We start from the raw sequence: 21,883 nt of genomic DNA, 5'->3' as shown, positions 1-21,883 counted from the left end.
TATCGAATTAATAGCCGTTACCTATAACTCGCGACGCCCCATCCAGCCGCCGAGAGTACATAAAGTGCTATGCCCTCAACCAGATGACTACAAATTCCACACACAGTTCTAAAAAGTTCACAGCACCCGGTTTAGAGGCGTCGCCAGCCGCTTCATTCAACGTCGTCCTTCAGCTTGAGCAATGGTTCCTGAAAACGCAGCAACCGACCCGCATTGCCCAACACTAATAAGGTGCTCAGGTTGTGCAACAACGCAGCAATCATCGCCCCCGCCGCACCCAGCCAGCCGAATGCAGCGAACACGACGATCGCCAAGGTCCAGCCCAGGCCAATGATCACATTGACCTGCAGGGTGCGCCGGCATTGGCGACTCAAACGCACACAGGTGCCGAGGCGCCTCAGGTCGCTACCGATCAGTACGATGTCGGCCGAAGCCAGCGCGATGTCCGCACCTCCCGCACCCATGGCCACTCCGACGACGCCAGCCTTGAGCGCCAGGGAATCGTTGATACCGTCCCCCACCACCATCGGCCGAAAGCCACTGCCGATTTCTTTGAGTACGCGATTGAGTTTGTCCTCGGGCAAGGCTTGCGCTTCGACATCACTGATACCGACATCAAGCGCCAAGGTGTGCGCGACGCTGTGTCGATCACCTGTGAGCAACAACTGCCGACCCAATCCGAGCTCACGCAACTCGCTCAAGGCAAAGCGCGCCTCGGGTTTGACGCTGTCAGCCAACAACAGCCAGGCGAGAAATTCACCATTGAGTGCCAGCCCGGCAATCGGGCCGTCATGGTCGGGAACAGCCGATGTTTCGATGCCCAACTGAGCGAACAACTCCGGCCGACCTAATGCGGCTTCGCCCTGCTCGGTCATTGCCACAACACCCAGGCCCTGACGCTCGCGGATATCCGAGAGCAATAGAAAATGCTCTTTGGTGACCAAGCCGGCAAGCGCGCGGCTCACGGGGTGGCTACTGGCAGAACCAAGACTGGCAGCCAATTGCAGGACGTGGTTGCGATCCTCCAGCGGGCTGTCGATGGATTGCAAACGCAAGGTGCCAAAGGTCAGGGTTCCTGTCTTGTCGACCACCAGCGAAGTCAGGTCTGCCAACTCTTCCAGAAACGCCGAACTGCGGATCAGAATTCCGTGACGGGCCGCAACGGCGACACCGGCAATCGCCGTGGCCGGTGCCGATAGCACCAGCGCACAAGGACAGGCTGCCACCAACACGGCGAGCATCGCCTGGGCATCGTTGGTCACGAACCAGGTCACGGCTGCCAGTAGCAGTACCAGAACCATGTAGCTGCCGGCATAGCGCTCCAGCAAACGTGTGATCGGTGGCTTGGATCGCTCGGCGTTTTGCATGAGCGCGATAACTTTGCCCAGAGTCGATTCGTTGCCGGTGCGAGTCACTTCTATGCGCAACAAGCCATCGAGGTTGATCGCGCCACCGAACACTTGCATACCGACAGCCGCTTCCAGCGGCACCGACTCACCGGTAATGGACGCAGTATCGAGACTCGCCTGACCGGATAGAACCCGCCCGTCCGCTGGCACCCGATCACCCGCACGCACCTCGACGACATCACCTCTCTCGAGCGTGCCGTTATCGACTTCGACGATCGAACCGTCCGCCTGAACCCTTCGCGCATGGCTGCGTGTCAGCTGGCCAAGCGCGCGAATCGCCTCCTGTGACCCGATCACACTGCGCTCTTCCAGGACATGGCCAAAGATCATGATGATCGGCAGCAATGCAGCGGTCAGCAGATCGCCGGTGGCCCAGGCGCCGAGCATGGCCAGGGCGATCAGTTGATCGGTGATGCCGTGCAGACTCGGGTAACGCAGGCTATACCACGCGGATCGCATCACCGGCACGGCCACCAGTAACGAAGCAAATCCCAACAGCAGCTGACTGACGCCTGTTTGCTGTGGCAATAACCAACGCCAGATCAGTCCCAGGATCAGCAAACCAAGGGCAAGCATCGCCAGGGTCAATTGGCGGGCGGCGCTACGTTGTTCAGCCGAAGACAACAGACTCGGTTCGGCGGTAGTCGGGGCAGTCATTGGGCAGCTCCCTGAATGATCAGGCGGGAATCGTCTTGCGGATTGACCGTAGTCACCGATCCGGCCTGACCGAGGATTTTCGGCATTCGCTCACGGTAAATGCGCAGCAGCATTTGCGGATCGCGGCCCTGCTGTTGCGCCGAAGCCAGACTCATTACGGTGGCGGTGTCGGCAGAGGCTTTGGCCAGCCGTTCACTGGCTTGGGCGTGGGCGACCTGTAGGGTGCGGTCGGCTTGCTGGTTGGCGGTCTGGGTCAATTTCTCCGCTTCGGTGCGCGCATTGGCCACCGCTTTGTCGGCCTGCTGACTTGCCGTCAGAACCGCATTGAACGCATTGACCGCTGGTCCCGGCAGACTGGATTGCACATCGACGCGTGCCACCTCGATACCCAACCCCTGCCCTGTCGCCGTCAATTGCGCCAAGCGCTGGTTGATGCCCTGCACCAGATCGCCACGCAGACGTTCGCGTCTTTCGGCCGCTTTGTTATCCGCCCCAATCAACTCCGGTCTTGCAACCAGAATGGTGTCCAAGTCTCGGGCTGCAGTGAGTGCGACGGCGCTTCGTGTGACGAGCCTGTCCAGGGCCGGTAGCACATGTTCACCCTGCAGGACGAAGGCATAGGGTTCGCTGACTTTGTAGAACACCCGCACATCCAGTTGAACCACACCCGCATCACCGGTCAGAAGATAACCGGAGCCGGCCAGCGCATCACTGAGAGGCGTAGCGAACGTAGCGACCCGATCTGCCTGCATGGCAGCATCACTGCGCAATAGATTTTCAATTCTCCGCTCGACAACCCGGTCTGCCGCTGGCAACAGAATGACCTGCTCAAACGGACGCGGCCAAGCCCACAACAACCCGGCATTCTGCACGCGATCGAGAGCGCCGAAATGCATGACCACTGCACGATTTTGCGGATCGATCTGCCGCACGTTGGAAAATGCCCAAGCCAGTGCGGCGAGAATCGTCACCCCATACAGGGCAAGGAAAGCCAATCGCCCTGCCTGAATCCAAGGGCTGTTCAGCTCATTTGTTCCACGTGGAACCAAACTCATGGCTGCGACCCAGGCTTGTTTTCGACGGTCGGCGGGCCGTCAACCAGCACCCTGAAGGGCGCGGCGTCGGTGCGTAAAATCAGTTTGGTACCGGGCGTGACGATGGTGCCCAGGGTGTCCAACGAGCGCAACAGGTTGTACAGCTGCGGCGATCCGGCATACGCACGACCGTAAATCTGGGCGGCTTCGACCCTGGATTGTGCTTCAATCTCGGCCGCCTTGACTGTCGCATCGGCCTGGAGGATTCGCGCATCCCGTTCCGCCGCGGAACGAATTTGAGCCGCCTCGCGCTTGCCAATGGCCGTGCGTTCGGTGGCAATCGTTTCACGCTCGGCGCGCATGCGATCGACTGTGGCTGTGAGGGTTACCGAGGGCAAGGTCAGGCGTTCGATGCCAACTTGCACAACCCGCACACCATAGGTCGTCAGTAGTTGTTGATCGATCTGCTGACGTAGCTGCGTTTCGAAATCGGCAATGCGCACCTGATTGGCGTCGGTGTTGACCAAGCTGGCCAGGTCAAAACTGCTGGCCGTGGTTTCCAGCGCCGAACCGACAAAGGTGCGTATCTGCCGCGCGGCTTCGTCCGGCTGATTCTGCACAGCGCGCATGAAGCGCTGAACATTGTCCGGGTCACCTTGCACCTGCCACGCCACGTAAGCCTGAACAATGATGCGCAAACCGTCCCGTGTGCCCACATCCTGCAAACCGCTGGAGGTGGTGCGCAACCGCAGATCCACCGGAATGGCCGCTTCGAACGGCGCCGGCCAACGCCAGCCAAGACCGGGCTCGAGCAACACGCGTGACGGGTTGCCAAAACGCGTGATCACCGTTGCCTCCCCGGAGCGCACTTGCACCAGGCTCGCGGCCGCAGTGGCGAACGCCACCAGCAGCGCAGCCCAGCCCATGCGTCGCCACGGAAACGAGCCAGCTTGTTGCGGATCACCGTGGTGGTGGTGATGTCCATAGTGATGCCCGCCATGGCCGTGATCGTGACCGCTGTGGTCATCGTGCGTGTGCGACTGGCTCAATGGGCAGCTCCTGGTTGAGCGGATTGACTCGGCTGCACAGGGTCAGCCGGCAGGGTGAAGGTACGCAGGTCGATCGTCGGCGCATGGTTGCTGCCGCCAAGACGATGATCGAGCACCAGTAGTTGAGCGGTGCCCAGACCTCGGGACAGTTGACTGAAGTACTGTTCCAGCACAAAGGCTTGGCCGGCGCTGGCATAAGCCTTTTGTTCGGCGCTAAATTTCAGGTCCGCCGCCTGGGCGGTGGCGTAGATTTCATGTGCGCTGGCTGTTGCCTGATCGCGGGCGATGCTGGCCTGCAGCTGTGCCTGATGGGTGGCCTCCGCTGCCGCACCGCGTTCGCGCGAGATCAATGTCTGGGCACCAATCTGTGCCGCTTGCACCCCGTGATAGGCGTTGGCTGCCCCCGCCGGCGGATGAATCGCCTCGACCACGGTAGCGAGAATTTCCACCCCGCTGTCGAGTTTCTGCAGATCGGCTTGCACTGCCCGGCCGATTTCTTCGGCAAGCCCTACCCGGTCCTCGCCGAGCAAACCGTCGAGGGTGCGTGACGCGAAGTCGTGAACCAGGATCCGGCTGGCGGTGCTGCGTATCAGGGTCGGTACATTGGCATTGTTGTAAGTCGCCGCAAGAGCCGCCTGGTCATTCAGGCCGATGCGGTAGACGAAACGCACATCCATGTTGACGATCTGGAAGCTCTGCTTGTCGGCGCGGCTGCTGGCGATGACCTGGGATTTGTCATTCACGTGGCTCGCGTCCCACAAACGATTGGCAATCGCCGGCGCCGGGCCTTCGGCGGGTTCGGCAATGACCGCTGGTGCCACTTCGCCCACACTGGTGGCCAACTCGTGGACCACGCCGTTTTCAATGTTCAGCACTCGGCCCAGGGGCCAAGGCAAACCCGCGTGTAAACCAGGACCGAAGACCTCCACCGGCTTGCCGAAGCGCTCGTAGATGCCTCGCCCGTGCAGGGGGATTTCGTGAATGCCGGTGAGCGACCAACCCACAAACGAGACCACCGCCAGCACTGGCAAAAAGGCCCGACGCATGTAGGTGAACGCCCAGATCTGCCGCAGATCTATACCGAAACGGTTGTGTAGTTCGTGCTGCAGCGCCAGCAAGGGTTGTGGTGGCCAGCGCAGCATGTCGGCCATGAAGCTACGCGCCAGCATCACCGGTTCGAGTCGTTCCTGCCTGGGGCTGAACAATGACAATACGGCGCGCAATAGCATTTCGACAGCGACAAGCCCCGGTAGCAAGCCGATCAGGACGGCCAGCCGTGCTGGCCAGATTGAGGTCTCGTTGGCGAACAGCAGGCACAGCGCGCTCAACAACAGGCAGCTGATTGCTACACGCGTCAACTGCGCCAACGGCCCTGCTTCGGGCCACTGGCCAACGTTTTCCTGGGTCAGTTGACGTTCCAGCACCAGCAAACCAAAGGCCAGCAACAACGACAGTGCGGCACCGATACTGGCTGAGAAGCCGAGAGCAGCCGGCGGCAACTCAAGGTTCCACGCCTGTTCAATGCTGAACAGCGTCAACAGCGCCCACCCGCCCAACCATAGCGTCGGCGCGCCAATCTGCATGAGCGTCCTCAGCCAACGCTGATGAATACGATCCAGCAGCCGTTCGTACCATCCGTTCGGGCTTATCGCTTGTTCAATAACCGCCGCCGGCACTGACGGATTCATCGCTTGGGCGCGCCACTGCGTCACCCACCAGGCGGACTGAAGCCCGGCAACCAGCACCAGCAAACCTGCGCTTTGATGGGTCAGCACTGCCGCCCAAAGAGACTGCGGCGCGAACAGCCCGACAAAAAACGCCAGCACCAGCCCTGTCCCCGCCAGCGCTCCCAGGCCGATGGCGAGCTGTCGCAAGCGCCGGCCTTGAAAAACTGCCTGCTGAAAGCGCGGCAGCCCGGCAATCTCAGCTCCATCATCATCCAGATCGACTTGCATACCACCCCAGTGTTCAGCTTTCACTTCAATTCGTTACGATATAACGAAATGGGTGAAATTTTTGTATTGTTTCGACATACCGGGATTACGCCGGCGCTGGGGCAGCGGGCAATTTTTAACGATTCAGGCGGGCAAATGGCCCAACGGCAACGCACCCGGGGTCTTCACCGTGTGAATCGCAAAGTTGCTGCGGATGTCACTCACCCCTGGCAGCTTCAACAGGCGCCCAGTGAGAAAACGGTCATAGGCACGCAAATCCGGCACCACTACCTGCAATAGAAAATCCGATTCCCCCGATACCAGGAATGCCGAAATCACCTCCGGCAATGCCGTTACGGCCAAACGAAAGGATTCCGCCTGTTCATCGGTGTGGCGCTCGACCTTGACCCCGACAAACACCGTCAGCCCCAGCCCGACTTCATCACGATCAAGCGTGGCTTGATAGCCGCGAATCACCCCGGCGTCTTCGAGCATCCGCACCCTGCGCAAACAGGGCGATGCGGACAGCCCGATCTCATCGGCGAGTTGCACATTGCTCAGGCGACCGTCCCGTTGCAGCGCTGCGAGTATCTTGCGGTCATAGGAGTCGAGTTTCATAATTTGGCAGATCCCAATGGAATATCGCGTTTACAGTGACAGATTATGCTAAATCCAGTGGGTTTATAAGCAAACTACGCATGCACCTGCCCTGCCCTTCAGCCCTAGACTGAGCGTACCGAATAGACCACGAATGGGGTGCAAGGTGGCAGGACTCTGGCTGTTTTTCATGGCGTTGGCGGTGGTTTATCTGCTACCTGGCCCGGACATGATCCTGCTGTTGCAGACCGGCGCCCGTCAGGGCAAAGGCGCGGCACTGGCGACGGCGGTAGGCTTGGGCATTGCCCGGGGTTGCCATGTGGCATTGGCGGCGCTCGGGCTGGCGACGCTGTTTAAAGCAGCGCCCTGGACGTTCGATATCGTCCGCCTGGCCGGGGCCGCGTATTTGCTGTGGATCGGCATTCAGTGCCTGCGAACCACTCTACTGCCCGACCTGAACCATGCAGGCCGCAGCTGCGACAAACTTCGATGGCGCTCAGCAATCCAGCGCGGTTTGCTCACTAACCTGCTTAACCCCAAAGCACTGCTGTTCTGCTCAGTGCTGTTGCCGCAATTCATCAATCCTGAGGCGGGGCCGGTACTCTCACAGTTTGCGACCTTGGGCGTAGTGCTGGTCAGTGTCGGTCTTATGTTCGACAGCGCTTATGCTCTGGCCGGCGCCGCGCTGGGCCGCTGGCTGCAACGCAGTCCATCGGCCCAGCGGTTACAGCAGTGGCTGTTCGGTAGCCTGCTGATCGGTTTCGCGGTGCGGTTGACCTTCGTGCAACAGGCCTGATTACCTCATCGCTTTGCGCTTGCGACGATTGATCAGCACCAGGGCTGCTGCGGTGAGAGCGATCACGCCGCCAAACTGCAATGGATTCTTATAGGGGCGCAGTACGGAACGCGCAGCGTCGATGACTTGAGTCACATAGCGTTTGTCGGCATTCTGGAAGTCCGGATACTCGCATATATGCCCGAAATCGCCAGCAAAAGGCACATAGGGTCCTTCCTCGACATAACGGCGGTAGAACGCGCGTTGCTCCTGGACGCCGGTGCCCCAAGACGAAGCCAAACACAGCACTGCCGCGAAAGCCTGACTGCTGTGGGGCAAATAATCCGCGGCCTTGCTCGCCAGTGCCGTGGCGACAAAACGATAATGGAAACGCTCGTCAGGCTGCGCCACCGAGGCTTGCTGTCGCTTGACCTCCCCCTCGGCCATCAGCGGTCCGACTTTGAGTTCGGGAGCTTCCAGGCTGTAATTACCGCCGAATGTCGCGTAATCGGGAGACATTTCGTACCCCAGGAGCTCCATGCCATCAAAACGCGCCACTGTCGCGGCATGGTAATAAGCAAATGCCCGTTTGGTAGGCCACCATTTTGATTCTGCATCGTTGCGCAACTCCCCATACCACTTCGCCTTGGCCTGCAACTCGGCGTTATCAAAGTACGCTAGCGCTTCTTCGTAGCGCTCTTCACGCAGCAACCGCCGCCCCAGCAAATTGCGCAATTTGGCGGCCACCGGCAACGGCACATAGTTATCGCGCTCTTGCCGGGTCAGCGCAGCTGGCGCTGGCACATGTGTGTCGACGTATTGCTTGAGCTCATCGAGGGTCAGCACCCGCTCGGCAACCGTTGCCGCGTCGAACCAATAAATGTCGTTGCTGCGATAGAGCTGATCGAAAGCTTGCAGGTAATCCCCACGCTGTAACGCCAGGATCGCGCTTTCACCTTCGACCCGGCATTTTGGCTGCAGGGTTTCGTAATCCCAATCCGGGGTACGTCGTTCACCCCAGGATTCATTCTGCGGGAAGGCGTGGGCGGCCTTGGCATACGCTGCGGCGGCCGCAGTCTTATCGCCATCGCGCATCGCCAGTTTCGCCCGCAGCCACCAGGCCAGACCGCCATCGCCCGCGTGTTCAAGGAATGCCTTGGCACTGGCGTAGTCACCCTGCTGATAATTGACCGCCGCCAGACGATCAGCATTCTCGAGGCTACCCCGAGTGCTGTTTTGCAACAGTTTGATCAGCTTCGATTCGTTCGGCGGCTGATCACCGAATGACCAGCCCATCCGACTGATCAACGATGCCGTGACCAGTTGCTGCACCGTTTTGCCCTTGAGCAACGGAGCCAGTTGATCTTCGGGCATCGCCGCCAGATCGTTCATCAACAGTTTGAGCGAGGTGTAGCCCACCGCCGAACCATGGAGGTTTTGCGTGGCATAGAGTTCGATGGCGCGGTTCCAGTCACCCGCACTGCGCACTACCCGGGCCTCTTCGCCAAGGCTGGCGACGCCCAGCTCTAGTGGATCGCTGAAGCCATCGATGCTCAGCTGACGAGTTTGCTCGAATGCCTTTCGCGCCTGATCCAGCGAATCGGGACCCGACCCCGCTTCGGAGCTCATGGCAAACAACGCCCGACCTGATGAATAAGCGGCCCAGGTGCTGCGCAATCTTCTCTCGTCAACTGGTAATGCCAGGACCTTCTGGAAGTACTCGAGCGCCAGCCCATAGTCACCCGCATTGAACGCCACGGCACCTGCCAGGTAGAGTTTGAACTCATCCGGCAGATCTGCGCCTTGAATCTCGACCTGCCCGGCATCGGCCAGGCTACGCAGCTGTTTCGCCCGGGCTTGCTGCTCTGGCGTCAAACCGGCCTGCTCTGCGTTGTCCCGCTGTTCGGCATGATCGGGCGCATCGCCGTAGCCGACATTCGGATTGAGGGTGGCGCCCGTGACGTTCTTGAGCCCGGCGATCGCATGCCCGAGGCGATTGATTTCGAAGATGAAGTTGCCTTCCGGCAGCTCCGCCAGCGACTGACCCCGGTTATCCAGCAGGCGCATCGGGAAGTCTGGCCCGCAGGCCAGCGCCGAACCCAGCGGCAAGCTGAGGCTAAGGCACAGCAGGTGACGGGGCCAGTTACGGGTGAACATTCGAAGCTCCTTGATCAATATTTGTACAGCGCGCCCAACCGATGGCGCGCTGATCGCCGGCCGCTATCCGGCCGCCACGCAGGCGCGTGAAGGTAAGCAGATCCGGGCTCTGTTGCAACGCGTAGCCGGCCAGGGCATCGGCGCCGTCACAGCCCTGTACCGCCAAGGTCAGGCGTTCGGGCCAGGCGGCGTCGAGGTTGCCCTGATTACCGAGACTGATGTCGTAAAGTCCTTCTTTCGCTGAGAGTTTCAGCGTCAGCTGACTGTCGAGTGCATCGCCGCGTGCCACGGCGCGCAAGGTGGTCAGGCTCCATGCCCGGCGGTCGTTGGTCAGCGGCAGACGGAACCAGATCAGGCCCGTCAGGTGAGCCGGAGGATCGTGGCGTAATTGCCTGCCGAGTTGGCTCAGTTGCTGCGGATCGGCCAGTAATTCCTGACGCATGCCACCCCGCTCAAGGGGCACTTCGCTTTCCACGACCGGTGCGCCGTTGTCCCCCGGCAACAACGCTACGCCATAGGCTGGCAGCGCCAGATAAAAAGGTTTCGCGGTAATGCGGCCCCAGGCCTTGGCCCACTTGTTGGCCTGATCGGGATCGAACAAGCCACTGCGTGGATCGCTGACCGCATGCACCTGCAACACGCTGCTGTCGACTGTGGATAAGAGCGCCGGCAACGCGGGACTGTCGAGCCAGGAAGGTAAGGCAGTGATGCTTAATGGCAGTGACGCTGGCAGAACCGATCGTAAATGCAGAAGAAACTCCCGATAGGCCGGTAATCGGGCATTGCCTGCATCGTGGTCGATTTCAACGCCGGAGAGGTTCAGTCCCTTCCCTTGCCAATCGTCGAGCACCCGTTGAATCTGCTCGGCGACTTCGTGCTGATCCAGCGACTTGAGCTGACCATCGAGACGAACCACCGCTATCAACGGTCTGCCGTCACTTTTGAGCAGCTCCGGATCAATGCGCGCTCGACTCCAGCCCGCCTGCGGGAACGCTTGCAGGGCCAGTACCCGCAGGGTCGAAAAGTCCGCGCGGCTGTCCTTGAGGGCGGCTTCATGGGCCGGGGTCCATTGTCGTTGCCAGACGTAGAGCTGCTGGTCCAGTGGCGGAACGTCCTGTCGCTCGCAACCATTGAGCAATTCCACCGCTGCGAGCAACACGATCAATCGAGTCAAAAAAGCCATTAACAGCCTTATCCCTGAAATGCGAAAAGGGCCGTTCATGGCCCCTTGTCGTTCTTGCCCCTACCCTACTGAGGCCCCGTCCGATGGGCAAATGCTCACTGCAGAGGCTCATCAGATATCTAACACCAAAGGTTGCGAACCCTGGGCGGGAATTGCGCAGCAAATCAGTACCTGACCTTCGTCCGGTACCTCCGCCGGCGGCTGGGGATAATTGACCTGGCCGCTGATCAAACGAGTCTTGCAGGTTCCGCAGGAACCGCCCCGACAGCTGAATTCCGGGCGCAGCCCACGGCTTTCCGCCAACTCCAGCAAACTGCCGCCATCGGGTTGCCAGCGTGCTTCTTTGGCCGAGCGCTGGAACACTACCGGTACCGGCGTAATGGCCGCTGCTGGTTGATCGATGACCACCGCGTCAGGATCCGGCTTGCGACGCAAGGTCGAGGGGCCGAAGGTTTCGGCGTGAATCCTGGCATCACGGATGTCCAGATCCCGCAGGTTGTCGTATAGCCCCTGGGTAAAATTGCCCGGACCACAGAGGACGAAATCCAGTTGATCGTAGTCCTCCACTTCGAGAATGGTCTTGAGCAACGCGATGTCGATTCGTCCGCTCAGATCAAAGTCCTCGCCCTCACGCGCCCCGGGTTCCGGCTGACTAAGCAGGCGCAGCACCCTCACTGCGTCACCTGCACCGTCGAGCAAGCGATTCAGTTCCGCCCGAAACGGCTGATCGGCCAAGGTTCGCGAACCCTGGAAAAACCAGGTCGGGCGAATGTGACGGGTGCGCAGGCCCTGGTAAACCACTTCGCGCAGCATCGACAGCAGCGGCGTGATACCGACCCCCGCCGCGAGCAACACCAGTGGCCGGCGTTCATGGGGCGCCACGGTGAAATGCCCTTGAGGCGCGCGGGCCTCCAGCAGATCACCCACACGAACCTGTTCATGCAAAAACGAAGAAACCAGACCTTCGTGCTTCACACTGATGCGCAAAAAATCATCGGACGGCGCACTCGACAGGCTGTAGGTGCGGATATGCACCTCGCCCGCAATAGTGAATCGCAGCGGCAAATGTTGCCCGGCCTGAAACACCGGGAATCCGGCGTCATCGGCGGGCTGCAGATAGATCGAGCGGATATGGTGACTTTCCGATTCGATCCGCACCACCCGCAACGGCCGCCATTGGTCGCCAAGGGCCTGGGCTTGCAGACGAGCCCGGGCCTGCTCCCATGTACCTGTCAGCAAACTGGTGGGTGAAACGCCATCGAAGCGCCAGCGCAAAGACAACGCTGCCGGGCGCCGGACGACACTTTCCACCTCGAATGTCCACAGGCGCTCGGCCCCTTGGAAGGCCTGGACTTGCGGGCCTTCAAGGATGATTTCGGTGCGCCCGCTGAGCTGGAGCAGATCGCCCGAGTTGAAATCGATGAACAGCAAGCCGGCGCGCGGGTTGAGCAGCAAGTTGCCCAAAGTGTTGAAGAACAGATTGCCGGCGAAATCCGGAATGGTCAGGCGATTACCTTCCACCTGGACAAAACCGGACTGACCGCCGCGGTGCGAAACATCCACCGAACGCTGACCATCGACATCCACGTAACTGGCGACGAAAAAAGTATCGGCACCGGCGATCATGGCTCGGGCCGCATCATCCAGCCCGTCGAGATGCCGGGCGATGCGGGTCGAAGGATCGGCCAGTGGCACCGAGCGAAACTGCCGCAATTGAATGTATTGCGGGCAATTGCCGAAGGACTGTTCCACGCTGACATCGAAGCCGCCGGCCGTCATTGTGTGAATGCGACCGTTGATGCGGTTGCGCCGTCGGGTGTGCAATTCGATGCCCAGCAAGCCAATCGCCGCGCCATGACTCAATTGCGCTGGATCGTCGGCGCTTGGCAGGCGGCTGAATTGCAGCGTGTCGGGCTTGGGCGAGTGAGCGAAGCCCGGCTCGCCCTCAAGAATGCTGGCCCATGGTTTGCCATCGGCATCCACCGTGCCGTACAGCATGAATGGCAGTTGCTGATAAAAGGTGCGGTGCTGATCCGGCATCTCGCTGCGAATCACCCTGCGACCGAGCGTCTCCATTCGCTCGGCAACACCCACGCGGGCCTGCAACTGTTTCTCGCCGGCATGCCAAGGCGAACGGTCCATAACGGCATCTCCCCTGCGCCATCGACGCAGCATGAACGACCCTTTCAATAGCGGGCCACGGGCATCAGGCGGTTTTTTGCAGGCCGACGACGGTGCGCGGCATTCCGACGAAACCGGGCAAGGCTTCTATGCGCGCCAGCCAGGCCCGCACATTGCTGTAGTCGTCGAGGGACACATTGCCTTCAGGTGCATGGGCGATGTAGCTATACGCCGCGACGTCGGCAATGGTCGGCTCGCTGCCGACCAGATAAGTCGAATTGGCCAGTTCCTGATCGATGACCTTGAGCCAGGTGTGCGAGTAAGCGATCACCTCTTCAGCGTTGTAAGACGCACCGAACACGGTGATCAACCTGGCCCTGGCAGGACCGAAAGCGAGAGGTCCGGCGGCGAACGATAACCAGCGCTGAACCCTGGCGGCACCGACCGGGTCGGTTGGCAGCCAGCGACCGTTGCCATATTTTTGCGCCAGATACACCAGAATCGCGTTGGAATCCGCCAGTACCACGCCTTGATCATCAATCGCCGGAACCTGACCGAAAGGATTGAGCGCCAGGAACTCCGGCTGCTTGTGCGCGCCCTTGGCCAGATCGACGAAAATCAGCTCGGTCGGCAGTTGCAGCAGGGACAGCATCAACTCCACACGGTGAGCATGGCCGGACCGGGGGAAGTTGTAGAGTTTGATCGCTTGCATGGTTGACTCCGCAGGGTAGTGGCGCTGTTCAGGACCGATCAGCGCCGATGTCCGCTATCTTCCACTCGCAACCAAAGCAATAGAATAACCAGAAAACGCAATCCATTATTTCAGCCAAAGCAATAATGCATCAGTGCTGCAAGGCGTGATGTTCCCGCAAGGCGTTCACTGCAAAATCCACGAAACTGCGAATCCGCGCCGGAGCGTTGCGTCCGCCCTGATACACCACATGGATGGGCAATGGCGGCAACTCGAATTCCGCCAATACGATTTCCAATTCACCCGCCGCGACTTTGCTGGCGACTTGATAAGACAGGACCCGGGTGAAACCCAGCCCCAGACACGCCGCGGTAATGGCCGCCTGATTCGCCGTCACCACCAGCCGCGGTTCCGGGCGAACATTCAAGGGCTCTCCTGCGTCAAGAAAAGGCCAGCTTCTCAGTTGACCGATAGCGGATGTGGCAATAACCGGCGCCAGAGCAAGATCCTGAGGGTGTCGAGGCCGACCCTGGGCCATCAGGATCGCTGGTGATCCGCAAATCACCCGCCGCACTTCACCCACGCGAATCGCGTGCTGGTTACTGTCGGGCAACTCACCGATGCGCACGGCGACATCAATGCCCTCCTCGACCATGCTCACCACCCGGTCGACCAGCACGCCGTTGATGCTGACCTCGGGATACCGGTTCAGGTAATCCACCATCAACGGAGTGACGAACAATTCGCCGAACAACACTGGCGCGGTGATCGTCAATTGCCCACGAGGTTGAGTGTGACTGCCCGCCGCCGAATCCTCGGCTTCCTGCACCTCGGCGAGAATCCTGCGGCAGTCTTCGAGATAACGCTGGCCGGCTTCGCTCAAATGGACGCTGCGAGTCGTGCGGGTTAGTAGTCGCGTGCCAATGCGCTTCTCCAGCGCCGCCACCGCCCGGGTGACGCTGGCGGCCGACATGCCCAAACGCCGCGCCGCCGCCGAGAAGCCCTGCTCCTGGGCGACAGCAGCGAAAACCTGCATTTCCTGGAACCGGTCCATAAGGGCATGTCCTTATCCAAAATAAAAAAATCGCAGCCTTCGACAGATCCTACAGGGGTACTTCCTGTTGGCGCTGCGAAGGGTGCGATCTTTTTGGCTCTACCGGGGGTTGTGGATAACTTACTCCACCGTCACCGACTTCGCCAGGTTGCGCGGCTGGTCGACGTCAGTGCCTTTCAACACCGCCACGTAGTACGAGAGCAACTGCAGCGGAATGGTGTAGAGGATCGGCGACAGGATGTCGTGGATGTGCGGCATCTGCACCACGTGAGTACCTTCACCATTGGTCATGCCTGCCTGCTCGTCCGCGAAGACGATCAGCTCGCCACCACGGGCGCGGACTTCCTGGAGGTTGGACTTGAGCTTCTCCAGCAGTTCGTTGTTTGGCGCAACGGTCACTACTGGCATGTCGTTATCCACCAGCGCCAACGGGCCGTGTTTCAGCTCGCCAGCGGGATAGGCTTCGGCGTGGATGTAGGAGATTTCCTTGAGCTTGAGCGCGCCTTCCATTGCGACCGGGAACTGTGCGCCACGACCGAGGAACAGCGTGTGGTTCTTCTCGGCGAACAGTTCGGCGATTTTTTCCACGGTACTGTCCATGGCCAGGGCTTCACCCAGGCGGCTCGGCAGGCGACGCAGTTCTTCGACCAGAGTGGCTTCAACACCGCTGGCCAAGGTGCCGCGCACCTGACCCAGGGACAGCGTCAGCAACAGCAGGCCGACCAACTGAGTGGTGAAGGCTTTGGTCGAGGCCACGCCGATTTCGCGACCGGCCTGGGTCAACAGGGTCAGGTCCGATTCACGTACCAGCGAACTGATACCGACATTGCAGATCGCCAGGCTCGCCAGGTAGCCCAGCTCTTTGGCGTTACGCAGAGCGGCCAGGGTGTCGGCGGTTTCTCCGGATTGGGAAATGGTCACGAACAGGGTGTCGGCCTGCACGACGACTTTACGATAGCGGAATTCGCTGGCGACTTCGACCTGGCAAGGGATACCCGCCAACTCTTCGAGCCAGTAACGGGCAACCATGCCGGCGTGGTAGCTGGTGCCACACGCGACGATCTGCACGTTACGCACTTTGGCGAACAATTCGGCGGCCTGTGGACCAAACGCCTGGACCAACACCTGATTCTGACTCAGGCGACCTTCCAGGGTACGCTGCACCACGGCCGGTTGCTCATGGATTTCCTTGAGCATGTAATGGCGGAATTCACCTTTGTCGGCGGCTTCGGCACCGTCGCGATACTGCACGGACTCGCGCTCGACGGCCTGACCGTCAACGTCCCAGATTTGCACGCTTTCGCGGCGAATTTCGGCGATATCACCTTCTTCAAGGTATACGAAACGATCAGTGACCTGACGCAACGCCAATTGGTCGGAGGCCAGGAAGTTTTCTCCCATGCCCAGGCCGATCACCAACGGACTGCCACTACGGGCTGCGACCAGTCGATCCGGTTGTTGAGCACTGATCACCGCCAGGCCATAGGCGCCGTGCAGTTCCTTGACAGTCGCCTTGAGGGCCACGGTCAGATCGCCCAACTCCTTGAGTTTGTGCTCCAGCAGGTGGGCGATGACTTCGGTGTCGGTGTCCGAGGTAAAGACGTAACCCAAATCCTTGAGCTGTGCGCGCAGGGTTTCGTGGTTCTCGATGATGCCGTTGTGCACCACCGCCAGATCACCGGCGAAATGCGGGTGAGCGTTGCGTTCGCAAGGTGCGCCGTGAGTTGCCCAGCGTGTGTGGGCGATGCCCAGCCGACCGGCCAGAGGTTCGTTTTCCAGGGCCTGCTCCAACTCACTGACCTTACCCGGACGACGCGTGCGCTCAAGCGTTCCGCCGTTAGTGAAAATCGCTACACCCGCGCTGTCATAACCGCGGTATTCAAGGCGTTTGAGGCCTTCAAGCAAGATGGCAGTAATGTTACGTTCAGCGACTGCGCCGACAATTCCGCACATGCTATTTCTCCTGACTGACAGGCGCGCAAATCAAATTGATACCGCGGGCCTGAATCTGATCACGTGCCTCAAGCGGCAGGCGATCATCGGTAATTAGGGTATGAACGCTGCTCCACGGCAGCTCCAGGTTGTGAATCTTGCGGCCTATCTTGTCGGCCTCCACCATCACCACTACTTCGCGGGCGACCTCGGCCATGACCCGGCTCAGTCCCAGCAATTCGTTGAAGGTGGTCGTGCCGCGTACCAAGTCAATGCCATCGGCTCCGATGAATAGCTGGTCGAAGTCGTAAGAGCGTAGTACCTGCTCGGCAACCTGCCCCTGAAAGGATTCGGAATGCGGGTCCCAGGTACCACCGGTCATTAACAGCACCGGCTCGTGTTCGAGTTCGCTCAAGGCATTGGCAACGTGCAGCGAATTGGTCATCACCACAAGGCCCGGTTGCTGGCCGAGTTCCGGGATCATCGCCGCCGTCGTACTGCCGCTGTCGATGATGATTCGCGCATGCTCGCGGATTCGCAAAACGGCTGCGCGAGCGATTGCCTGCTTATAGCTGGAGATCGGTTGACCGAGATCGGCCACCAGTTCCTGAGGCATGGTGATGGCACCGCCATAGCGGCGCAGAAGCAAGCCATTGCTTTCAAGCGCAGCCAGATCCTTGCGAATCGTAACTTCCGAAGTCTCGAAGCGCTTGGCCAACTCATCCACAGTGACTTCGCCCTGCTCGTTGAGCAAAGCGAGAATATTGTGACGGCGTTGAGGTGTATTGCGTTTCGACATGGGCAGTTAAGTTTCGATTCGAAAGATAGCGGAAGCAATCAAAACCCATTATCGAAACTTCGTCAAGTGGGAAACGACAGAAGACCTGTGGATAAAAGCTCTGTGGATAAACGCATCGCGGGCAAGACTCGTTTCTACACACCTAAACTATTCACATTTGTGGATAAAACCAATGTGGATAACTTTAGACCTACAGAATGAACCTTGCCCGCGAATTAGACTTTATGCGCTGTGGATAACTTAGCTCTTCTTGATTTTCTCCGGCCGCTTCCATCCGTCGATGTTCTTCTGACGCGCTCGTCCTACAGCCAACTGCGCGTTATCCACATTCTGCGTAATGGTCGATCCCGCCCCAGTGGTTGCACCGGAAGAGATATCCACAGGCGCCACCAACGAGGTGTTGGAACCGATGAACACATCCTCACCCAACACGGTCTTCCACTTATTGGCGCCGTCATAGTTGCACGTGATGGTACCCGCGCCGATATTGGTGCGCGCACCGACCTCGGCATCGCCCAGGTACGTCAAATGACCCGCCTTGGCGCCTTCACCCAAATGCGCATTTTTCAGCTCGACGAAGTTACCCACATGTGCCCGAGCCTCCAGGACCGTACCCGGACGAATTCGGGCGAACGGACCGGCATCGCTGCCTTCACCAAGCATTGCGCCTTCAATATGGCTGTTGGCCTTGATCACCACGCCTTTGCGCAAAGTACTGTCCTTGATCACGCAGTTCGGTCCGATCACGACGTCGTCTTCGATGACGACCTTGCCTTCAAGGATCACGTTGATATCAATCAGCACGTCGCGACCGACGGTCACTTCACCGCGCACATCAAAACGTGCCGGGTCTCGCAGCGTCACACCCTGGGCCATCAAACGGCGACCCGCGCGCAATTGATAATGACGTTCAAGTTCGGAGAGTTGCTTGCGGTCGTTGGCACCCTGCACTTCCATCGCATCGTGAGGCTGTTCGGTAGCCACCACGAGACCATCGCTGACCGCCATGGCGATCACGTCGGTCAGGTAATACTCGCCCTGGGCATTGTTGTTGGAGAGACGGTTCATCCAGTCGCCCAGTTTTGCGAAAGGCAGGGCCAGGATGCCGGTGTTGCCCTCGGTGATCGCTCGCTCGGCTTCGTTGGCGTCTTTTTGTTCGACGATGGCCGTCACCTTGCCCGCGGCATCGCGCACGATACGGCCATAGCCGGTAGGATCGTCCAGTTCCACGGTGAGCAAGCCCAACTGCTGTGGCGCTACTTTCGTCAGCAGGCGCTGGAGTGTTTCGACCTCGATGAGCGGCACGTCACCATAGAGAATCAGGACAGTGTCGGATTCGATGAAGGGTACGGCTTGAGCGACGGCATGGCCGGTGCCGAGCTGTTGGTCCTGAAGGACAAAATTCAGATCATCGGCGGCCAGGCGTTCACGCACCGCTTCGGCACCATGGCCGATCACGACGTGGATGCGCTGGGGATCAAGTTGCCGGGCGCTGTGGATAACGTGGCCGAGCATCGAATTGCCTGCAATTGGATGCAGGACTTTTGGCAATGCCGAACGCATGCGAGTGCCTTGACCGGCAGCGAGGATAACGATTTCTAGGGACATGACTGGCTACCAATCCTGGGTGGTCAGCGGCTGCGACCAAGTGATGAATGTCGGAAAAGAAAAAAGGGTAGCCGAGGCTACCCTTTTTAATCAATCGCGCAATAAGCGATGGCCTTTTAGTGGCCGAACTTCTTGCGGATCTGCTGGACGGTGCGCAGCTGAGCTGCAGCCTCGGCCAGACGTGCGGCAGCAGAACCGTAATCGAATTCCGCGCCCCGCTCATGCAAGGCCTTCTCGGCAGCCTTAACGGCTTCCTGAGCGGAGGCTTCGTCCAGGTCGGCAGCACGTTGCACGGTGTCGGCAAGAACCTTGACCATGTTCGGCTGAACCTCGAGGAAACCGCCGGAGATGTAATACACCTCCTCTTCCCCGCCCTGCTTGATCAAGCGGATAGGACCCGGCTTGAGATTAGTGATCAGCGGCGCGTGACCCAGGGCGATACCAAGATCACCCAGTGCACCGTGCGCAACCACCATCTCGACCAGGCCGGAAAAGATTTCCCCTTCCGCACTGACGATATCGCAATGGACTGTCATAGCCATCTGATTGCCTCAACCTAAATTAGCGCCCGTTGCCGGGCGCCGGGATTACAGTTTCTTGGCTTTCTCGATCGCTTCTTCGATGCCGCCGACCATGTAGAACGCTTGTTCTGGCAGGTGGTCGTAGTCACCGTTGAGGATGCCTTTGAAGCCAGCAATGGTGTCTTTCAGGGAAACGTATTTACCCGAGGCACCGGTGAAGACTTCAGCCACGAAGAACGGCTGCGACAAGAAACGCTGGATCTTACGAGCACGGTTTACCAACTGCTTGTCGGCTTCCGACAGCTCGTCCATACCCAGGATCGCAATGATGTCCTTCAGTTCTTTGTAACGCTGCAGAACGTACTGTACACCGCGAGCGGTATCGTAGTGGTCCTGGCCGATCACGTTCGGGTCCAGCTGGCGCGAAGTCGAGTCGAGTGGATCGACCGCCGGGTAGATACCCAGGGAGGCGATGTCACGGGACAGAACGACGGTGGCGTCCAAGTGGGCGAAGGTGGTCGCTGGCGACGGGTCAGTCAAGTCATCCGCCGGTACGTATACCGCCTGGATCGAGGTGATCGAACCGTTTTTGGTCGAAGTGATACGCTCTTGCAGAGTACCCATCTCTTCGGCCAGGGTCGGCTGGTAACCTACTGCGGAAGGCATACGGCCCAACAGTGCGGATACTTCAGTACCGGCCAGGGTGTAACGATAGATGTTGTCGACGAACAGCAGAACGTCGTTACCTTCGTCACGGAACTTCTCGGCCATGGTCAGGCCGGTCAGTGCTACGCGCAGACGGTTACCCGGCGGCTCGTTCATCTGACCGTAAACCAGTGCCACTTTGTCCAGAACGTTGGAATCCTTCATCTCGTGGTAGAAGTCGTTACCCTCACGAGTACGCTCACCCACACCGGCGAACACGGAATAACCGCTGTGCTCGATGGCGATGTTACGGATCAGTTCCATCATGTTTACGGTTTTGCCTACACCGGCACCACCGAACAGACCGACTTTACCGCCCTTGGCGAACGGGCAAACCAGGTCGATAACCTTGATGCCGGTTTCCAGCAGGTCGTTGCCGCCCGCTTGCTCAGCGAAGGATGGCGCAGGACGGTGAATGCCCCAGCGCTCTTCGGTGGCGATCGGGCCAGCTTCGTCGATCGGGTTGCCCAGAACATCCATGATCCGGCCCAGGGTCGCTTTACCGACCGGTACGGAGATGGCCGCGCCGGAGTCGGTGACTTCCAGACCGCGCTTCAAGCCTTCGGTGGAACCCATCGCAATGGTACGAACCACGCCGTCGCCCAACTGCTGCTGGACTTCCAGAGTGGTTTCAGCCGCGCTTACAACTTTCAGCGCGTTGTAGATGCTCGGTACGCTGTCGCGTGGAAATTCCACGTCGATAACGGCGCCGATGATTTGAACGATACGTCCGCTACTCATAGCTGGATCCTCTGAATATTTGAACCGTTAAACCGCGGCAGCGCCGCCGACGATTTCCGAGATCTCTTGGGTGATCGCAGCCTGACGCGCCTTGTTGTAGACCAGCTGCAAATCGCTGATCAAATCACCGGCGTTGTCGGTAGCGTTCTTCATCGCGATCATCCGCGCAGCTTGTTCAGCCGCGTTGTTCTCGACCACCGCCTGGTAGACCTGCGACTCCACGTAACGGACCATCAAGCCGTCAAGCAGCTCTTTGGCGTCCGGCTCGTACAGATAATCCCAGTGGTGCTTGAGTTCCTTTTCCGGGGTTGCCACCAGCGGAATCAATTGCTCCACCGTCGGCAGCTGCGTCATGGTGTTGACGAACTTGTTGGACACCACGGACAGGCGGTCAATACGGCCGTCCAGGTAGGCATCCAGCATCACCTTGACGCTGCCGATCAAGTCATTGATCGACGGCTCTTCACCCAGGTGGCTGATAGCTGCAACGACGTTACCGCCGAAGTTGCGGAAGAAAGCCGCACCCTTGCTACCTACCACACACAGATCGATCTCGACGCCGTTTTCGCGGTTTACCGCCATGTCCTTGACCAGGGCCTTGAACAGGTTGGTGTTCAAACCACCACACAGACCACGGTCACTGCTCACCACGACATAACCGACACGCTTTACTTCGCGGTCGATCATGAAAGGGTGGCGATATTCCGGGTTGGCGTTGGCCAGATGGCCAATAACCTGGCGGATGCGCTCCGCATAAGGACGGCTAGCAGCCATGCGCATTTGTGCCTTGCGCATTTTACTGACCGCCACTTTTTCCATGGCGCTGGTAATCTTTTGCGTGCTTTTGATGCTCGCAATCTTACTGCGAATCTCTTTTGCGCCTGCCATGTAACACCTATCAGGTTAGCAAGCGGGA

The 21,883-nt window shown here is 59.4% G+C and carries 17 protein-coding genes; 1 reads left to right on the top strand and 16 read right to left on the bottom strand.

What is annotated here, in order from left to right; translation table 11 throughout:
• Positions 1-152: 152 nt before the first annotated feature.
• From J2W17_RS13330 to J2W17_RS13310, 5 genes are all read right to left on the bottom strand, one after another.
• Positions 153-2,066, bottom strand: a complete 1,914-nt coding sequence (locus J2W17_RS13330) for a cation-translocating P-type ATPase (RefSeq protein WP_307334529.1) — start codon at positions 2,064-2,066, stop codon at positions 153-155.
• Complete coding sequence (hflK, locus tag J2W17_RS13325) at positions 2,063-3,121, bottom strand: protease modulator HflK (protein ID WP_307334527.1); 1,059 nt, start codon at positions 3,119-3,121, stop codon at positions 2,063-2,065. The genes J2W17_RS13330 and hflK (J2W17_RS13325) overlap by 4 nt, the downstream gene beginning before the upstream one ends.
• Positions 3,118-4,149 carry a protease modulator HflC gene (gene hflC, locus J2W17_RS13320; protein WP_307334522.1) on the bottom strand — a complete coding sequence of 344 codons (1,032 nt, stop codon included), beginning with the start codon at positions 4,147-4,149 and terminating at the stop codon, positions 3,118-3,120. Before hflC ends, hflK (J2W17_RS13325) begins: the two co-directional genes overlap by 4 nt.
• Positions 4,146-6,104, bottom strand: a complete 1,959-nt coding sequence (gene hflK, locus J2W17_RS13315) for a protease modulator HflK (RefSeq protein ID WP_307334944.1) — start codon at positions 6,102-6,104, stop codon at positions 4,146-4,148. The genes hflC and hflK (J2W17_RS13315) overlap by 4 nt, the downstream gene beginning before the upstream one ends.
• 123 nt (positions 6,105-6,227) lie before the next feature.
• Positions 6,228-6,701: an Lrp/AsnC family transcriptional regulator gene (locus tag J2W17_RS13310; protein ID WP_307334521.1), complete on the bottom strand. Its 474-nt coding sequence runs from the start codon at positions 6,699-6,701 to the stop codon at positions 6,228-6,230.
• Positions 6,702-6,846: 145 nt separating this feature from the next.
• On the opposite strand from J2W17_RS13310, the gene J2W17_RS13305 reads away from it, so the two are divergent.
• On the top strand, positions 6,847-7,476 hold the full coding sequence (locus tag J2W17_RS13305; protein WP_307334518.1) for a LysE family translocator: 630 nt from the start codon (positions 6,847-6,849) through the stop codon (positions 7,474-7,476).
• Here the strand turns inward: J2W17_RS13305 and J2W17_RS13300 are convergent, their stop codons facing one another.
• From J2W17_RS13300 to atpG, 11 genes are all read right to left on the bottom strand, one after another.
• A complete protein-coding gene (locus tag J2W17_RS13300; protein WP_307334515.1) occupies positions 7,477-9,612 on the bottom strand; it encodes a hypothetical protein in 2,136 nt (711 codons plus the stop codon).
• Positions 9,599-10,795 carry a DUF3142 domain-containing protein gene (locus J2W17_RS13295; RefSeq protein WP_307334513.1) on the bottom strand — a complete coding sequence of 399 codons (1,197 nt, stop codon included), beginning with the start codon at positions 10,793-10,795 and terminating at the stop codon, positions 9,599-9,601. Before J2W17_RS13295 ends, J2W17_RS13300 begins: the two co-directional genes overlap by 14 nt.
• 111 nt (positions 10,796-10,906) lie before the next feature.
• Entirely contained in the window at positions 10,907-12,937 is a 2,031-nt protein-coding gene (locus J2W17_RS13290) for a pyridoxamine 5'-phosphate oxidase family protein (RefSeq protein WP_307334510.1), read from the bottom strand.
• Between the two features lie 64 nt (positions 12,938-13,001).
• A complete protein-coding gene (locus tag J2W17_RS13285) occupies positions 13,002-13,628 on the bottom strand; it encodes a glutathione S-transferase family protein (RefSeq protein WP_307334507.1) in 627 nt (208 codons plus the stop codon).
• 130 nt (positions 13,629-13,758) lie between these two features.
• On the bottom strand, positions 13,759-14,661 hold the full coding sequence (locus J2W17_RS13280) for a LysR family transcriptional regulator (RefSeq protein WP_307334504.1): 903 nt from the start codon (positions 14,659-14,661) through the stop codon (positions 13,759-13,761).
• A 120-nt stretch (positions 14,662-14,781) separates the two neighbouring features.
• On the bottom strand, positions 14,782-16,614 hold the full coding sequence (glmS, locus tag J2W17_RS13275) for a glutamine--fructose-6-phosphate transaminase (isomerizing) (protein ID WP_307334501.1): 1,833 nt from the start codon (positions 16,612-16,614) through the stop codon (positions 14,782-14,784).
• A 1-nt stretch (position 16,615) separates the two neighbouring features.
• Positions 16,616-17,392, bottom strand: a complete 777-nt coding sequence (locus tag J2W17_RS13270; protein ID WP_307334498.1) for a DeoR/GlpR family DNA-binding transcription regulator — start codon at positions 17,390-17,392, stop codon at positions 16,616-16,618.
• A 240-nt stretch (positions 17,393-17,632) separates the two neighbouring features.
• A complete protein-coding gene (gene glmU / locus J2W17_RS13265; RefSeq protein ID WP_307334495.1) occupies positions 17,633-19,000 on the bottom strand; it encodes a bifunctional UDP-N-acetylglucosamine diphosphorylase/glucosamine-1-phosphate N-acetyltransferase GlmU in 1,368 nt (455 codons plus the stop codon).
• Between the two features lie 116 nt (positions 19,001-19,116).
• Positions 19,117-19,542 (bottom strand): F0F1 ATP synthase subunit epsilon, encoded by a 426-nt coding sequence (locus tag J2W17_RS13260; protein ID WP_010465460.1) that lies wholly within the window; start codon positions 19,540-19,542, stop codon positions 19,117-19,119.
• 45 nt (positions 19,543-19,587) lie between these two features.
• Positions 19,588-20,967, bottom strand: a complete 1,380-nt coding sequence (gene atpD, locus J2W17_RS13255) for a F0F1 ATP synthase subunit beta (RefSeq protein ID WP_307334493.1) — start codon at positions 20,965-20,967, stop codon at positions 19,588-19,590.
• A gap of 27 nt (positions 20,968-20,994) precedes the next feature.
• A complete protein-coding gene (gene atpG / locus J2W17_RS13250) occupies positions 20,995-21,855 on the bottom strand; it encodes a F0F1 ATP synthase subunit gamma (protein WP_150799964.1) in 861 nt (286 codons plus the stop codon).
• Positions 21,856-21,883 lie beyond the last annotated feature (28 nt).

This window comes from Pseudomonas lini, assembly GCF_030812475.1.
Taxonomy (GTDB): Bacteria; Pseudomonadota; Gammaproteobacteria; order Pseudomonadales; family Pseudomonadaceae; genus Aquipseudomonas; species Aquipseudomonas lini_A.
The sequence above is the reverse complement of the archived record's forward strand: the minus strand, read 5'-3'. Positions and strand labels throughout refer to the sequence as shown.

Coding starts and splice junctions, on each gene's coding strand:
- J2W17_RS13330 (WP_307334529.1), bottom strand. CDS start 2,066: ATGACTGCCCCGACTACCGCCGAACCGAGTCTGTTGTCTTCGGCTGAA.
- hflK (WP_307334527.1), bottom strand. CDS start 3,121: ATGAGTTTGGTTCCACGTGGAACAAATGAGCTGAACAGCCCTTGGATT.
- hflK (WP_307334944.1), bottom strand. CDS start 6,104: ATGCAAGTCGATCTGGATGATGATGGAGCTGAGATTGCCGGGCTGCCG.
- J2W17_RS13310 (WP_307334521.1), bottom strand. CDS start 6,701: ATGAAACTCGACTCCTATGACCGCAAGATACTCGCAGCGCTGCAACGG.
- J2W17_RS13300 (WP_307334515.1), bottom strand. CDS start 9,612: ATGTTCACCCGTAACTGGCCCCGTCACCTGCTGTGCCTTAGCCTCAGC.
- J2W17_RS13295 (WP_307334513.1), bottom strand. CDS start 10,795: ATGGCTTTTTTGACTCGATTGATCGTGTTGCTCGCAGCGGTGGAATTG.
- J2W17_RS13290 (WP_307334510.1), bottom strand. CDS start 12,937: ATGGACCGTTCGCCTTGGCATGCCGGCGAGAAACAGTTGCAGGCCCGC.
- J2W17_RS13285 (WP_307334507.1), bottom strand. CDS start 13,628: ATGCAAGCGATCAAACTCTACAACTTCCCCCGGTCCGGCCATGCTCAC.
- J2W17_RS13280 (WP_307334504.1), bottom strand. CDS start 14,661: ATGGACCGGTTCCAGGAAATGCAGGTTTTCGCTGCTGTCGCCCAGGAG.
- glmS (WP_307334501.1), bottom strand. CDS start 16,614: ATGTGCGGAATTGTCGGCGCAGTCGCTGAACGTAACATTACTGCCATC.
- J2W17_RS13270 (WP_307334498.1), bottom strand. CDS start 17,392: ATGTCGAAACGCAATACACCTCAACGCCGTCACAATATTCTCGCTTTG.
- glmU (WP_307334495.1), bottom strand. CDS start 19,000: ATGTCCCTAGAAATCGTTATCCTCGCTGCCGGTCAAGGCACTCGCATG.
- J2W17_RS13260 (WP_010465460.1), bottom strand. CDS start 19,542: ATGGCTATGACAGTCCATTGCGATATCGTCAGTGCGGAAGGGGAAATC.
- atpD (WP_307334493.1), bottom strand. CDS start 20,967: ATGAGTAGCGGACGTATCGTTCAAATCATCGGCGCCGTTATCGACGTG.
- atpG (WP_150799964.1), bottom strand. CDS start 21,855: ATGGCAGGCGCAAAAGAGATTCGCAGTAAGATTGCGAGCATCAAAAGC.